Annotated in this window: 11 protein-coding genes; 9 read left to right on the forward strand and 2 right to left on the reverse strand. The window is 44.2% G+C overall.

Annotation, left to right across the window (positions count from 1 at the left end; translation table 11 throughout):
* Window positions 1-132: 132 nt before the first annotated feature.
* Window positions 133-1,422, reverse strand: coding sequence for a citrate synthase (locus E2K93_RS15160; protein WP_135439902.1), 1,290 nt, complete (start codon window positions 1,420-1,422; stop codon window positions 133-135).
* Window positions 1,423-1,937: 515 nt separating this feature from the next.
* Here E2K93_RS15160 and sdhC point away from each other — a divergent pair.
* From sdhC to E2K93_RS15200, 8 genes are all read left to right on the forward strand, one after another.
* Complete coding sequence (gene sdhC, locus E2K93_RS15165) at window positions 1,938-2,312, forward strand: succinate dehydrogenase, cytochrome b556 subunit (protein ID WP_228445619.1); 375 nt, start codon at window positions 1,938-1,940, stop codon at window positions 2,310-2,312.
* Window positions 2,306-2,653 (forward strand): succinate dehydrogenase, hydrophobic membrane anchor protein, encoded by a 348-nt coding sequence (gene sdhD / locus E2K93_RS15170; protein ID WP_135439904.1) that lies wholly within the window; start codon window positions 2,306-2,308, stop codon window positions 2,651-2,653. Before sdhC ends, sdhD begins: the two co-directional genes overlap by 7 nt.
* Window positions 2,654-4,426 carry a succinate dehydrogenase flavoprotein subunit gene (gene sdhA / locus E2K93_RS15175; protein ID WP_135439905.1) on the forward strand — a complete coding sequence of 591 codons (1,773 nt, stop codon included), beginning with the start codon at window positions 2,654-2,656 and terminating at the stop codon, window positions 4,424-4,426.
* 11 nt (window positions 4,427-4,437) lie between these two features.
* On the forward strand, window positions 4,438-5,148 hold the full coding sequence (locus tag E2K93_RS15180) for a succinate dehydrogenase iron-sulfur subunit (RefSeq protein ID WP_135439906.1): 711 nt from the start codon (window positions 4,438-4,440) through the stop codon (window positions 5,146-5,148).
* Window positions 5,149-5,375: 227 nt separating this feature from the next.
* Window positions 5,376-8,174: a 2-oxoglutarate dehydrogenase E1 component gene (locus tag E2K93_RS15185; protein ID WP_135439907.1), complete on the forward strand. Its 2,799-nt coding sequence runs from the start codon at window positions 5,376-5,378 to the stop codon at window positions 8,172-8,174.
* Window positions 8,175-8,199: 25 nt separating this feature from the next.
* The gene (gene odhB / locus E2K93_RS15190; RefSeq protein WP_135439908.1) at window positions 8,200-9,687 is read left to right on the forward strand and encodes a 2-oxoglutarate dehydrogenase complex dihydrolipoyllysine-residue succinyltransferase; all 1,488 of its coding nucleotides are present in this window, start codon (window positions 8,200-8,202) and stop codon (window positions 9,685-9,687) included.
* 263 nt (window positions 9,688-9,950) lie between these two features.
* Window positions 9,951-13,499 carry a glycosyl hydrolase gene (locus E2K93_RS15195; RefSeq protein ID WP_228445347.1) on the forward strand — a complete coding sequence of 1,183 codons (3,549 nt, stop codon included), beginning with the start codon at window positions 9,951-9,953 and terminating at the stop codon, window positions 13,497-13,499.
* Between the two features lie 101 nt (window positions 13,500-13,600).
* Window positions 13,601-13,786, forward strand: coding sequence for a DUF2986 domain-containing protein (locus E2K93_RS15200; protein ID WP_135439909.1), 186 nt, complete (start codon window positions 13,601-13,603; stop codon window positions 13,784-13,786).
* Window positions 13,787-13,845: 59 nt separating this feature from the next.
* Here E2K93_RS15200 and E2K93_RS15205 read toward each other — a convergent pair whose 3' ends face one another.
* Window positions 13,846-14,232 (reverse strand): hypothetical protein, encoded by a 387-nt coding sequence (locus E2K93_RS15205; protein WP_135439910.1) that lies wholly within the window; start codon window positions 14,230-14,232, stop codon window positions 13,846-13,848.
* A gap of 85 nt (window positions 14,233-14,317) precedes the next feature.
* On the opposite strand from E2K93_RS15205, the gene E2K93_RS15210 reads away from it, so the two are divergent.
* Window positions 14,318-15,436 carry a M28 family metallopeptidase gene (locus tag E2K93_RS15210; protein ID WP_189637790.1) on the forward strand — a complete coding sequence of 373 codons (1,119 nt, stop codon included), beginning with the start codon at window positions 14,318-14,320 and terminating at the stop codon, window positions 15,434-15,436.
* Window positions 15,437-15,484: the final 48 nt, after the last annotated feature.

Below are 15,484 nucleotides of genomic sequence, written 5' to 3' on the forward strand. Positions count from 1 at the left end.
CCCTGTAATAACGGGTTTTCTGCTTAGCCTGTAACAAATTGATAAAGTCGTTTAGCTGCTCTGGAAAGGATTAAATTTCAGGCAATAAAAAAGCCAGCGTACTGCTGGCTTTTATGTTTGGTAAACCCTGAATTACTCGTGGCGATCCAGTGGGTTAAATTCTCTGTTAAGTTCGCCAGTGTAGTTTTGACGAGGACGACCAATTTTTTGGCCTGGTTGGCTTAACATTTCATCCCAATGTGCACACCAGCCTACCGTACGAGATAGAGCGAAAATTACGGTGAACATGTTGGTTGGAATACCAATCGCTTTAAGAATTATACCTGAGTAGAAATCTACGTTAGGGTATAGCTTCTTCTCGATGAAGTATGGGTCTTCTAGAGCAACTTTCTCTAGTGCCATAGCAACGTCAAGTAATGGATCTTCGATACCTAGCTCATTAAGAACTTCGTGACATGTTTCGCGCATTACGGTTGCACGTGGGTCAAAGTTTTTATAAACACGGTGACCAAAGCCCATTAAACGGAATGGGTCGTTTTTGTCTTTTGCACGAGCAACGAATTCGTCAACCTTGCTTACGTCGCCAATTTCTTCAAGCATGTTCAAACACGCTTCGTTAGCACCACCGTGAGCTGGACCCCATAGTGACGCAACACCAGCAGAAATACAGGCATAAGGGTTAGCACCTGAAGAGCCCGCTAGACGTACAGTCGACGTTGAAGCGTTTTGCTCGTGATCAGCGTGAAGAATAAAGATACGATCCATCGCGTTAGCAAGGATAGGGTTAACTTTATATTCTTCAGCAGGTACAGAGAACATCATGTGCAAGAAGTTTTCTGCGTAAGATAAGTCATTGCGTGGGTAAACGAATGGCTGACCTAAGCTGTATTTGTATGCCATTGCAGCGATGGTTGGCATTTTCGCGATTAAGCGATGTGCACAACGTTTGCGAGCTGCAGGGTTTGCGATGTCTAAATCCGAGTGATAGAAAGATGAAAGAGCACCAACAACACCACAAACCATCGCCATTGGATGAGCGTCATGTAGGAAACCGCGGAAAAAGTTCGCTAGTTTCTCATGCACCATGGTGTGGTTAGTAATGACAGATACAAATTGATCATATTCTTCTTGGCTCGGCGCTTGGCCGTTCAGAAGGATATAACAGGTTTCTAAGTAATCGGCATTCTTTGCTAAATCATCGATAGCATAACCGCGGTGTTGTAATACACCTTTGCCACCGTCGATAAAGGTGATTTCTGATTCACAAGAAGCTGTTGCTAAGAAGCCTGGATCGTAAGTGAAGTAACCAGCACTTCCTAAAGTGCGAATATCAATTACATCGTTGCCAGCGGTACCCGATAATACCGGTAGTTCTGCGATCTCTGCGCCGTTTACGCTCAGAGTGGCTTTGTTCTCAGCCATAGTTCTTCCTCTATATTCTTAAGTTTTATTTGTCTTAATTTGCGGATTATCGATCCCTGTACGTTTCTGCCAAGGAATTAGCGCACAATATTTATTCAATAGTAAACAGATAAACAGCGCTTAAAAATGATGTAAATCAATTGTTATGCATTTGATATGCATTTTCTGTCGATAATCAGCGACGAAAAATTGACGGCTATTCTACTCTAAAAGCAGGGTGCAAAGTCAATTCAAAAGTGTACAAATCGCTAGAAAATTATACTTTTGCGTAAAATTTGTGCAAATACTCTAACAAAGTTTAATAAAAGAGTCGATTAAATTGTAATTCTTAGTACAGATATATATAATCCTCACGATCCAAAAATGGGTAAAAATATTTAAAAAGCATGCTCATGCGGATCAATGTCGTTCAAGAACTGTTTCTAAAGTTCACTACATTTTTGCTTTTTCATAGGCGAAAATATAGAGCACTTTGGTTTGTTAAGTTAGAAAATAACGTTTTAGGCAAGATAACTGTGAATAAACAAAGACCTGTAAATCTTGATTTAGCAACAATCAAGTTACCGGCTGCTGCAAAAGCATCTATTCTTCACCGTGTTAGTGGTGTGATGATGTTTTTTGGCGTGGGTATCCTAATTTGGGCACTATCTGTGTCTCTTTCATCTCCAGAAGGTTTCGCCTCAGTAAAAGAATGTTTTACTGGTGCACTGGGGAAATTCATTGTTTGGGGCATCATTACCGCCCTTGCATATCATTTTGTCGGTGGCATTCGTCACTTGATTATGGATTTAGGTCATCTTGAAGAGAAAGGCTCAGGCCAAGCAAGTGCTCGTTTTGCTATTGCTCTTTGGGTTGTATTAGCAGTATTAGCAGGAGTTTGGGTATGGTAAATAACGCAGCAACTCTAGGCAGAAGCGGTGTTCATGATTTTATCCTGCTTCGCGCAAGTGCCGTTATCTTGGCATTATACAGTGTATTTATGTTGGGCTGGTTTCTAACAACACCAGAAGTAACCTATGAAGTCTGGACCGGTCTATTCGCCAATCTTGGCATGAAGATTTTTACCGTTCTTGCTGTTGTCGCCGTACTTTTCCACGCATGGATAGGTATTTGGCAAGTTCTAACAGATTACGTTAAGCAAGTGTTCTTGCGTGGCGTACTACAATTTTTATTCACAATTACCCTGTTTGTATATGTCGCAGCGGTATTATTGTCAGTGTGGGGTGTATAAGTGAGCGTTCCAGTTCGTGAATTTGATGCCATTGTAATTGGCGCTGGTGGCGCAGGTATGCGCGCCGCATTAGCAATTTCTGAATCAGGCAAAAGCTGTGCCTTGATTTCTAAAGTATTTCCAACTCGTTCTCATACAGTTTCTGCGCAAGGTGGTATCACTGTTGCTTTGGGTAATGCCCATGAAGATAACTGGGAATACCACATGTACGATACCGTTAAGGGCTCTGATTTTATCGGTGACCAAGACGCTATTGAATACATGTGTAAAACAGGTCCTGAAGCGATCATCGAACTTGAAAATATGGGCTTACCATTCTCTCGTACAGAAGAAGGTAAAGTATATCAACGTCCATTCGGTGGTCAGTCACGTAATTTTGGTGGCGAGCAAGCCGCTCGTACAGCAGCCGCAGCTGACCGTACCGGTCACGCGCTTCTTCACTGTTTGTACCAACAAAACGTGAAAAACAAAACCAACGTTTATTCTGAGTGGTACGCACTCGATTTAGTTAAAAACGACGATGGTCACGTTGTTGGTTGTACGGCAATCTGTATCGAAACTGGTGAAGTCGTGTACTTCAAGGCTCGTGCAACCGTATTAGCAACAGGTGGTGCAGGTCGTATTTACGCTTCAACAACCAATGCTCACATCAACACTGGTGACGGTGTTGGTATGTCACTTCGTGCTGGCGTACAAATGCAAGACATGGAAATGTGGCAATTCCACCCAACGGGTATCGCCGGTGCTGGTGTACTTGTTACCGAAGGTTGTCGTGGTGAAGGTGGTTACCTTCTAAACAAAGATGGCGAGCGATTCATGGAACGCTACGCACCAAACGCGAAAGACTTAGCGTCTCGTGACGTTGTTGCTCGTTCAATGATGACAGAGATTCGTGAAGGCCGTGGTTGTGACCATCCTCAATTTGGTAAGCACATTAAACTTAAGCTTGACCACTTGGGCGCAGAAACGCTTAACTTACGTCTACCTGGCGTTTGTGACTTATCTAAAACGTTTGCTCACGTTGATCCGGCTGAAGAGCCAATCCCAGTAATCCCTACATGTCACTACCAAATGGGTGGTGTACCTTGTAACGTTAATGGTCAGGCACTTGAATTCAACCCTGCAACTGGCGAAGACAGTGTAGTCGAAGGTTTATTTGCCGTAGGTGAGATTGCTAACGTATCTGTACACGGTGCAAACCGTCTAGGTGGTAACTCACTACTTGACCTTGTTGTATTTGGTCGTGCTGCTGGTAACTTCCTTGGTAAGTACCTTGCAGAGACTGAATCAGGTCGTGATGCAAGTGATGCAAACCTTGAACAAGCACTTGCTCGTTACAACCGTTGGGAAAACTCAACTGGTGGTGAAGATCCAGTACAAATTCGTAAAGACCTACAGCAATGTATGCAGCTTAACTTCTCGGTATTCCGTGAAGGTGAAGCCATGGCTCAAGGTATGAAAGAGTTGGCTGAAATCCGTGAACGTTTACAAAACGCTCACCTTGCAGACAAGTCTTCAGAATTCAACACACAACGTATTGAGTGTTTAGAATTAGATAACTTGATGGAAACCGCATACTGTACAGCAAAAGCAGCGAATTTCCGTACCGAATCTCGTGGCGCTCACTCTCGTGAAGATTTCCTAGATCGTGATGACGAGAACTGGTTATGCCACTCTATCTACACGCCTGACAACGAAGAGATGTCTAAGCGTGACGTTAACATGAAACCTGTACACCGCGATGCTTTCCCACCGAAAGCACGTACATACTAAGGAGCATTAGGATGAAACAGAAGTTTTCGATTTATCGTTATAATCCAGACGTAGACAATGCGCCTTACATGAAAGATTATGAGCTGGAGATTACAGAAGGCTCAGACATGATGGTATTGGATGCATTAATGCTTCTAAAAGAGCAAGATCCAACGCTTTCATTCCGTCGCTCATGTCGTGAAGGTGTATGTGGTTCTGACGGTCTGAACATGAACGGCAAGAACGGCTTGGCGTGTATCACGCCATTATCAGAGCTTAAAGGTAGCAAGATCATTCTTCGTCCACTACCTGGTTTGCCAGTCGTTCGTGACCTTATCATTGATATGAGTCAGTTCTACACGCAATACGAAAAGATCAAACCATACTTGATCAACGACGGTAAAGACCAACCAGCACGTGAGCATCTTCAGTCAATTGAAGAGCGTGATAAATTGGATGGTTTATACGAATGTATTTTATGTGCATGTTGTTCTACATCATGTCCATCGTTCTGGTGGAACCCTGACAAATTTATTGGCCCAGCGGGTTTGCTACACGCATATCGTTTCCTTATCGATAGCCGTGATACGGCAACCGATGAGCGTTTAAACGACCTACAAGATGCATACAGCGTATTCCGTTGTCACGGCATCATGAACTGTGTCGATGTTTGTCCTAAGGGCTTAAACCCGACAAAAGCCATCGGTTCTATTAAATCGATGTTGTTACAACGAGCGGTATAACCAGACCACTCAAGCTGCAAGCTGCGCTTGTGGATGACGGTATATCGCCGGGCCCATGAAAATGGGCCTGGCATTTTAGTTTTACAGAGTTGACTAATAACATTTTCTTATAAAGTTATTTACGTAAGATATATGTTTCTCTCAATTCGTTTAAACAAATGGCCAATGACTAATCACTTGATTGGACGTTGGCGTAGTTGGTCGTAACCAATACATAGGATTAGGCAATGCCAGAAGGTGTAATGAAGACTTGGTTAGAGTCTTCCCATTTAAGTGGTAATAACACTGCTTATATTGAAGAGCTTTATGAAATGTATCTTGAAAATGCTCACTCGGTATCTGACGAGTGGCGCAAGATTTTCGATGAGCTTCCGAAATTAGATGGTGTTGAGGTTGAAACCAATCACTCGGTGATCCAAGACGAGTTTCGTCAATTAGCAAAACAAAACGTAAAACATGTTGCTGTTAGCTCTGAAGCTGATGCCAAGCAAGTTCGCGTATTGCAATTGATTAACTCATATCGTTTTCGTGGACACCAAAATGCGCGCTTAGACCCATTAAATATATGGGAACGTGAGCGCGTTCGTGATTTGGAACTATCGCATCACGATCTGTCAAAATCTGAATTTGAAAAAGAATTTAACGTTGGTTCTTTGGCGGTAGGTCAAGAATCAATGAAGTTGGGTGATATTTATAAAACACTAACAGAAACCTACTGTGGTTCTATTGGTGCTGAGTATATGCATATCACATCAACCACTGAGAAGCGCTGGTTACAGCAACGCTTAGAGTCTGTTCGCTCTCAAGCTGATTTCTCAAAAGATTTGAAAAAAGAAATCTTAAAAGACCTTATCGCAGCCGATGGCCTTGAAAAATACTTGGGTGCAAAATTCCCAGGTGCCAAGCGCTTCTCTCTTGAAGGCGGTGACAGCTTAATTCCGATGTTGAAGCACATCGTTACCCGTGCGGGTGAACACGGTACCAAAGAAGTGGTATTGGGAATGGCGCACCGTGGTCGTTTGAATGTATTGATCAATGTTATGGGTAAAAACCCAACTAAATTATTTGATGAATTCGCTGGTAAGGTTGACCAAATTGGTTCAGGTGACGTTAAGTATCACCAAGGTTATTCATCAGATTTCGTTACCCCTGGTGGTAATGTGCACATGGCGTTAGCATTTAACCCATCGCACCTAGAGATTGTTAACCCAGTAGTCATCGGTTCGGTCCGTGCTCGCCTTGATCGTCGTGATTGCGACAAAGGTGACTTGGTTATGCCAATTACCATTCACGGTGATTCTGCTGTAGCCGGACAAGGTGTTGTTCAAGAAACCTTCAATATGTCGCAAGCGCGCGCATACAAGGTTGGTGGTACGATTCGTATCGTTGTTAACAACCAAGTTGGTTTCACTACCTCGAAACCAGAAGATACTCGTTCGACAGAATACTGTACCGATATCGCTAAAATGGTACAGGCACCAATCTTCCACGTTAATGCTGATGACCCTGAAGCGGTTATTCTTGCATCACAAATTGCCGTTGATTTCCGCAATAAGTTTAAACGTGATGTGGTTATCGACCTTGTTTGTTATCGCCGTCATGGCCACAACGAAGCTGATGAGCCAAGTGCCACACAGCCGTTGATGTATAAAACAATCAAGAAGCACCCAACGCCACGTCAGCTATATGCTGAGCAACTTGCTGGAGAAGGTGTCGTATCTGACGGCGAAAATAAAGAACTTGTGAGCTACTATCGTAAATTACTTGATGAAGGTCAGTGTACGGTAGAGCAGTGGCGTCCAATGACAGAGCATTCTGTTGACTGGACACCATATTTAGGACACGACTGGGACGATGAGTACGAGCACAATATTGATCTAGACAAATTGAAAGGTCTGGCTCATGCGATTACTGACTACCCAGAAGAGCACAAATTACAATCACGTGTTAAAAAGATTTACGACGATCGCAAGAAGATGGCGAACGGCGAAAAAATGCTTGATTGGGGTTTTGCCGAAAACCTAGCTTATGCAACCATTGTTGACCGTGGCGAACGTGTTCGTATTACCGGTCAAGACGCAGGTCGCGGTACTTTCTTCCATCGTCATGCGGTTTTGCATGGCCAAGAAGATGCCAGCACCTTTATGCCGTTGCAGCACATCCGTAAAGATCAAGGCCCATTCGAAGTGTACGACTCGGTATTATCTGAAGTCGCAGTATTGGCATTTGAATACGGTTACGCAACCGCTGAGCCGACAGGTTTAACCATTTGGGAAGCGCAATTTGGTGACTTTGCGAATGGTGCACAAGTGGTATTTGACCAATTCTTATCGTCTGGTGAACAAAAGTGGGGTCGTTTGTGTGGCTTGACTGTGTTGTTACCGCACGGTTACGAAGGCCAGGGCCCAGAGCACTCGTCAGCTCGCCTTGAACGTTTCTTGCAGTTGTGTGCTGATCACAATATGCAAGTGTGTGTGCCATCGACACCTGCGCAAGTATTTAACATGCTGCGTCGCCAAGTGGTGCGTCCTATGCGTCGTCCACTTATCGTCATGTCACCAAAATCATTACTTCGTCATCCATTGGCCGTATCTTCACTAGAAGACTTGGCGGAAGGCAGTTACCACAATGTTATCGGTGAGATTGATGAAATCAACCCGAAAGATGTTGAACGCGTTGTTATGTGTTCGGGTAAAGTTTACTACGAATTACTAGACCAACGTCGTAAGAACGAACAGAAGAATGTGGCCATTGTTCGCGTTGAACAATTATACCCATTCCCTGAAGCAGAATTAAAAGACGTTATCGCTCAATATCCAAACGTAAAAGACTTCGTTTGGTGTCAAGAAGAGCCGCAAAACCAAGGCGCATGGTACTGTTCACAGCATCATTTCCGTCATGTAATTGGTAACACTGCTCCTCTTATTTATGCCGGCCGTAAGGCTTCTGCTGCTCCGGCATGTGGTTACGCGTCTTTGCACGTAAAAGAACAGCAAGCATTAGTCCATGATGCGTTAACGCTTTAAAAAAGATTTTTGTTAAGGAATAAAAATGACAACTGAAATTAAGGTTCCAGTTTTACCAGAGTCAGTAGCAGACGCGACCGTTGCAACTTGGCATGTACAAGTAGGCGACAAAGTAGAGCGCGATCAAGTATTGGTTGATATTGAAACTGATAAAGTGGTTCTAGAAGTACCTGCACCAACGGATGGCGTTATCGCTGCCATCAACGAAGATGAAGGTACTACCGTACTGGGTGAGCAAGTTATTGGTATGTTATCAGCAGGCGACGCGGCAGCTGAAGCACCAGCAGCAAAAGCTGACGCAGCACCAGCAGCGGCGACCGCAGCTGCTAAAGTAATCGACATCATTGTTCCTGTGCTTCCTGAGTCAGTTGCTGACGCAACTATCTCAACGTGGCATGTGTCTGAAGGTGAAGCGGTTACTCGTGATCAAAACCTTGTTGATATTGAAACAGACAAAGTGGTACTTGAAGTACCTGCACAAGAAGATGGTGTCATCGGCAAAATTATTGCTGCAGAAGGCGAAACCGTTCTTGGTGAACAAGTTATTGGTCAATTAAGCGCTGGCGCCGTATCTGCACCAGTTGCTGCACCAAGTGCAAGTGAAGATGAATCAGGTGATGAAATTGCGTCACCATCTGTACGTCGTTTACTGACCGAAAATGGTTTGTCAGCGAGCCAAGTAAAAGGTTCAGGCAAAGGTGGTCGCATCACCAAAGAAGACGTTGAAGCGCATCTTGCGGCAGCGAAAGCGCCAAAAGCAGCAGCGAAAGCACCTGCTGCAGCAGCGACAGCACCTGTTGTTGGTGCCGGTGATCGTAGCCAGAAACGTGTACCAATGACACGTCTGCGTAAGACCATTGCTAACCGTCTATTGGAAGCGAAAAACTCAACCGCTATGTTAACGACGTTTAACGAAGTTGATATGAAGCCGGTTATGGATCTTCGTAAGCAGTATAAAGACTTGTTTGAGAAAACTCACAACACCCGTTTAGGTTTCATGTCTTTCTACGTGAAAGCGGTAACAGAAGCATTGAAGCGTTACCCATCTGTAAACGCATCTCTTGACGGTGATGACATTGTTTATCACAACTTCTTTGATATCTCTATTGCAGTATCAACACCACGTGGCTTGGTAACACCGGTACTACGTGATGCAGATACATTGAGCATGGCTGGTATTGAGAATGGCATCAGAGATCTTGCTATTAAAGGTCGTGACGGCAAGCTAACCATGGATGAAATGCAAGGTGGTAACTTCACTATCACTAACGGTGGTGTATTCGGTTCACTTATCTCTACGCCGATTTTGAACCTTCCACAAACGGCAATTCTTGGTATGCATAAGATTCAAGACCGCCCAGTTGCCATTGACGGTAAAGTTGAAATCCGTCCAATGATGTACTTAGCATTATCTTATGATCACCGCCTAATTGACGGTAAAGAGTCTGTTGGTTTCCTAGTAACGATTAAAGAGCTACTAGAAGATCCTGCACGTCTATTATTGGATGTCTAATCTAGATTAATCATCAAATTTTGAAAACGCGCTTCTGGTTAATCCGAAGCGCGTTTTTTTATGTCGTTGATTAACGATTTATTGGCAAATTTAAATTAACGGATTAATTGCTTGTTATTTAATCGATACATTTGTAAAGTAAATGTAAGCGCTTACATTGTGTCGTTGTTTATGTCGATAACAAGTAAGTGATGACAGCATATTCTGGGGAGAGTATGAATGCTGCCATTATCTGGCAGAGAAAAATCATCTGGGAAATAACCGTGAAAACAAAAATAACATCAAGTTTATCCGTTTTTTTGATCAGTATTATGCTGTCAGCCTGTGGCGGCGGTGGCTCATCATCTTCATTCGGGCCGCAAGAAAAAAATCAAGACACAGCCGATACGACGGCACCGGTGATCAGCATTGTCGGTAGCACTGAGGTGCAGCATGAGCAGGGCACAGACTATGTCGATTCTGGCGCCAGCGCCAGTGACAACGTCGATGGCGATGTCGAGGTTACCGTTGATGGCAGTGTTGGTGATGCTGCAGGTGTCTACACCATCACCTATCACGCTAAAGATGCCGCAGGTAACGAGGCAAGTGCGACACGCACGGTAACGGTCAAAGATACTCTGGCACCGCAAATCACGTTAAACGGCGAGCAATCTTATACCATCAATCAAGGTGAGCAATTTAGTGAACCAGGCGCATCCGCTGTTGATTTGGTTGACGGTGAGGTTAGCGTGCAAATAACAGGTAGCGTTGCTGCGGATATCGGTACGTATACCTTGACATATAGTGCAACCGATAGCGTCGGAAACGCAGCTCAAGTAAGCCGAACCGTAAGTGTCGTTGGCGCCGCAGAAGAAGGCGATTTGATGGTGTTTTCAGATGGCGTTGTTAACAGCATTTGGGATCGCGGCATTAATGCGTTTGACGAGGCCATCGGCTGGGGTGAGTGCAGTAATGACCAAGGTGCAGGTTGCCCAAGTATTGCTTGGCAAATTGTTAATGACAGTGAGCGCGAAAATGTACTGCAGGTGACCCATGCTAATTCTGATACCTTAGCAGGTTTGTTTATTGCCATAGACGGTACCATCGATTTAAGCGCATACAGCAATGGCAGCGTAAGTTTTGATATTAAAGTTGTTAGTGGTGACAGCAATATCACCATGAAACTTGATTGTTTATTTCCGTGCTCGTCTGGTGATCAACCTATCGGCAGTAAGGGCAGTACCGGCTGGGAAACCGTTGAGGTTTCTATGGCGACATTAACCGGCGCAGGTCTGGATATTAAACAAGTAAATACCGGTATTGTGATTTGGGCAAGCCAAGCAAAAAACACCGTATTTTTGTTAGATAACATTCGCTTTACCGGTATCACCGAAGGTGAAGAGCCACCAGAAGCAGGCAACGGTTCAAACCCACCGAATGTAGAATACAATATCACCGCTTATGGTGCTGGCAGCGTGTCAGACACCATAAACCCGGCAAGCTACCGTTGTGTGTATGACTACGGTAATTGGATTTACAATGCCGGTGTCGTCGAGCCAGGTATTAGTGGTTGTGATACCGCAACTGGCACACCCGTTGGCCAGCCAACTAAAATGGCACCACAACTCACCGGGAACGCAGTTAATAAACCGGTTCCAACCCATAAATGGTGGGGTTCGATTCCATTTATTGGTGAAATGACCATAGGCGATCCAAACAAAGCATCGTATATTACCCCGGATCCAATGATTGCTCGAGTTAGCAATCGAGGTATTCGTATCATGGGCATTGGCAATGGCCTATCTGCCCATAGCACCGGGTTTGGTTACACCATCCCAGACCCATTTAGTGAAGTGTTTGATGGCATAGCGATTGCCAATTCTGACTACAGTGACCTTGATGCCTATTTAAAAGACCACAGTGACGGTAGTGTTACCGTGCAATGGCAAAGTGGTGACACCGCGGTGATGGACGCGACGTTAGTACATGGCTCGCCTTATGTATATTTTAATGTCTATGAAGGCGAAGCCATCATTAAAACCAAGGCAGTAGATAGCGGTGAGAAAGGCATTTTCTATAACCAAGATAATACCCTAGGCGTTTGGACAAGCGTCGCCGGTAACCACAACAACTTTTTAATCACCGGTGATGCAGATACCAGTTTTACCAATGTCGATGGTGATGCTATCACAATAAGTAATGATGCGAATGCCTTCACGTTAACCTACTTACCGGATGTGGATGCCAGTGTCAGCAGCAGTATGATTGAATACTTTAATCAATATGCTCGCAATGTCGTCGCCAAAGTTGCAATTGATTACAGCGTTGATCGCAGTGACAACCAAGTGACGGTGACACACAAGTATTTGGATGCGGCAGGTGAGAATATTGACACCATCATTGGTATGCATCCATTGCATTGGAAACATTCAGAGCAAACCACATCAAGTTATAAAATCAGAAGTGCTCGTGGGGTGATTAAATTCGCGCAAAGCGATAGCTTTGATTACACCTTGCAGTTTCTTGGTGTTTTGCCATCGCTACCGTCAATTGACGATACCTTTGATAAATCCACTCTAGAGCAATTAGTGAGAGACTTTACCAGCACTGATAGCGCTCAATGGAATACCCATACCGACGCCTATTGGTCTGGCAAGAATTACGGTAAGGTGGCTGAGCTGATCGCCATAGCCGACAGTATTGATATGCAAACCGAAGCCACTGCCTTGCGTGATTGGCTTAAACAAGAATTGTCAGACTGGTTTAGTGCAGAGACAAATGACTCACTCGATGAAGTGAAGTATTTTGTTTACGATGAACAGTGGACAACGTTATTGGCCTTGGAAGAATCTTTTGCCTCTCATCAGCAATTAAATGATCACCATTTTCATTATGGTTATATGATCCGCGCTGCTGCAGAAATTTGTCGCACCGATGCCAATTGGTGTAGCGCGGAACAATACGGTCCGATGATTGAATTGTTGATCCGTGACTATGCCGGTGGCAAGGATGACGATATGTTTCCTTACTTGCGTAACTTTGATCCAGCCAATGGTTTTTCTTGGGCATCGGGCAATATGAATTTCGCCCGCGGTAACAACAATGAATCGACCTCGGAAGCGGCCAATGCCTATGGCGCCATCGTCTTATATGGTTTGATCACCGGTAACGATACGCTCACAGAGCGTGGTATGTACTTACATGCGTCAACTGCTGCAAGTTATTGGCAATATTGGAACAATATTGATGGTTACCGTAACACCGGCAGTGATGACAATAACTTCCCAGCAGGCTTTGATAAAATCACCACCTCAATCATTTGGGGCGAAGGCTCGGCGTTTTCGACCTGGTTTAGTGGAGCCTACGCGCACATCTTGGGTATTCAAGGCTTGCCAATCAATCCGCTTATTTTACACGTTGGTTTGCACGCTGATTACATGCAAGATTACGTTGAGTTAGGATTGACTGAATCGTCTAATGGCAAGCCGTCTGGTTTGATTGAAGACCAGTGGCGTGATATCTGGTGGAACTTGTGGGCAATGACGGATGCAGATGCCGCTATTACCGATTATAAGTCGATGAGCAGTTATAATACCGAAGCCGGAGAGAGCAAAGCGCATACCTATCATTGGATTTATACCTTGCAAGAGTTAGGGCAACTTACCTCTGATGCCAATGTCATCACCGCCAATCATCCGAGTGCGATAGCCTTCAGTAACGATGGGGTGATAACCTACGTGGTTTATAACTACGGCGATACGAGTGTCACGGTGACCTTTAGTGATGGTAAAGAGGTGGTTGCTGCAGCCAATGGCTTTACCTTGGTCAACTAATCTGAGATCTTGGCTAACATGTGTCGTCTTAGTTCAGTATAATTAAGCTATTCGTTTACCGTGCGCAGCAACAATACGCCGAGAGAAAGTGCAAAGATACAATGAACCGCAAGAAGAAAATAAAGTCGACCTTGTTAGCCAAGCAAAAAAAAGCCAACGCTAAGCTGCATAAAGTCAATAAGCCGAAGTATGTTTCTAAAGCAGAGCGAGCTAGATTAGCGGAGCTTGAACAGCAGCAAGGTGCAGACGGTTGCTCTGATGCTGACCAATCTACAAGCGAAAAATAAACACCTTAATGTCAAAACCTTGTTCTAGCTAACCATGTAACGCTAGACCAAGGCCGTCATTATTTGGATTCAGATTCTGGCGTTTTGGCTTGCAACTTTTCTAATTGCTGATCAATATCACCACACTGGCTTTCTATTTCCATTTTACCAACGTTTTGATTACTGCTTTCACTATCAAATACCAATTTCATAAAACGGCTGTCGGCACGGTTTAACGTTACCCGAACCTCATCTTTACCTATCAATTCGGCCATTAAAGGTTTGTAACTTTCTGCTTCACCGGCTTTAAAAAAGTCGCTTTCCGCTTTTTGGTGCGCGACATAACAGCGCGCCACTTGTTCGGCCACGTCTTCTTTGCTTGGTGCAGCTTCTTTGTCTTCAGCAATAGCTTGAAAACTCAGTGAGTGCACAGACAAGGCGATAATGATAATGTTTAGCTTTTTCATTTTTTATTCCTTTTATAACCGCTATTTACGTATAAACTTGTATTAAATATTAGGCGCTCAGCCTGTAAATGCAATGGAATTGAAAATGAAGATATCAAAGCTGATTGTATCGGCAATGTTACTACTCGGTCACGGTGCTATGGCAGCTAACTCAGCAATGAATAGCGATAATGATGCGGATATAAGTGTCAATGTACAGCAACATCTAGTGCAATTAGCACACCCAACAGACGGCATAGGTGCCCGTTTTGCAGGTAGTGAAGAAGAAAACAAAGCCGCGCTTTATATCACGAGTCAATTTGCGCAATACGGCTATAAAGCAAGCCTGCAAGGATTTACGGTCACCAAAGGGGATACGTCATTTAGTTCACAAAATGTCATCGTTGATAGCAATCCAAGCCTAAAAAAGACGCTCATTGTTGGTGCTCATTTTGACTCGGTCGATGATGGCAGCGGCTCGATGGGGGCCATTGATAATGCCTCCAGTATTGCCGTGATGTTGGAAGTTGCTCGCTTAGCAAAACAACAATCTGGCCAGTCATTTAATATTCGTTTTATTGCCTTTGGTGCAGAAGAAAACGGCTTACACGGTTCTCGTCATTATGTGGAGCAGTTGTTGCAATCCGAACAAGCCACCCAAGTGGTCGGCATGATAAACCTCGACACCATCGCTGGTGGTGACATCAGCTATGTACACAGCGCCCATTCAACGCCATATAAATGCAGTAAAACACTAGGCCAGCAATACAGTAAACAAACCTACATGAGAGATGCGCTATTAATGGCGTCACAAGCACAATTAAAAGACAACGCCTATCAGATCCATAAAGGTTACCCCAACAATCCTAAAGGCGAAGCGGGCGGTTGGAGCGATCATAAAGTGTTTGCTTGTGCGGGTATCGCGATCGCGTTTATTGAATCAACCAATTACCACTTAAATGGTAAACAAGGCAATGATGGTTACTCACAAACCATAAACGACGCCTTTTGGGACTGTTTTGATAAAACGAAACTCAGTGCTTGTGATCGACAAAAAGAACGCAAGTGGGGCGAGATATGGCATACCAAGTACGATGATATCGACACCTTGCAACAGATATTCCCTGAGCGTGTTAATACCATGATGGTTCAACATGTATTAGTGCTCAGTCACTTTTTGAGTGAGGCCGAGCATTATCTTGCACAGGTGACAATAACTGAATAAAAATTGGCCTGCACCTGAACAGGGCGATTTTTGCCTTATTTTGACACA

Source organism: Thalassotalea sp. HSM 43 (assembly GCF_004752005.1).
In the GTDB taxonomy this organism is placed as follows: domain Bacteria; phylum Pseudomonadota; class Gammaproteobacteria; order Enterobacterales; family Alteromonadaceae; genus Thalassotalea_A.

Bases quoted from the DNA above. Each gene is read 5' to 3' on its own strand.
- E2K93_RS15200 (WP_135439909.1), top strand. From the start codon at position 13,601: ATGAACCGCAAGAAGAAAATAAAGTCGACCTTGTTAGCCAAGCAAAAA.
- E2K93_RS15205 (WP_135439910.1), bottom strand. From the start codon at position 14,232: ATGAAAAAGCTAAACATTATCATTATCGCCTTGTCTGTGCACTCACTG.
- E2K93_RS15210 (WP_189637790.1), top strand. From the start codon at position 14,318: ATGAAGATATCAAAGCTGATTGTATCGGCAATGTTACTACTCGGTCAC.
- sdhD (WP_135439904.1), top strand. From the start codon at position 2,306: ATGGTAAATAACGCAGCAACTCTAGGCAGAAGCGGTGTTCATGATTTT.
- E2K93_RS15185 (WP_135439907.1), top strand. From the start codon at position 5,376: ATGCCAGAAGGTGTAATGAAGACTTGGTTAGAGTCTTCCCATTTAAGT.
- E2K93_RS15180 (WP_135439906.1), top strand. From the start codon at position 4,438: ATGAAACAGAAGTTTTCGATTTATCGTTATAATCCAGACGTAGACAAT.
- E2K93_RS15160 (WP_135439902.1), bottom strand. From the start codon at position 1,422: ATGGCTGAGAACAAAGCCACTCTGAGCGTAAACGGCGCAGAGATCGCA.
- odhB (WP_135439908.1), top strand. From the start codon at position 8,200: ATGACAACTGAAATTAAGGTTCCAGTTTTACCAGAGTCAGTAGCAGAC.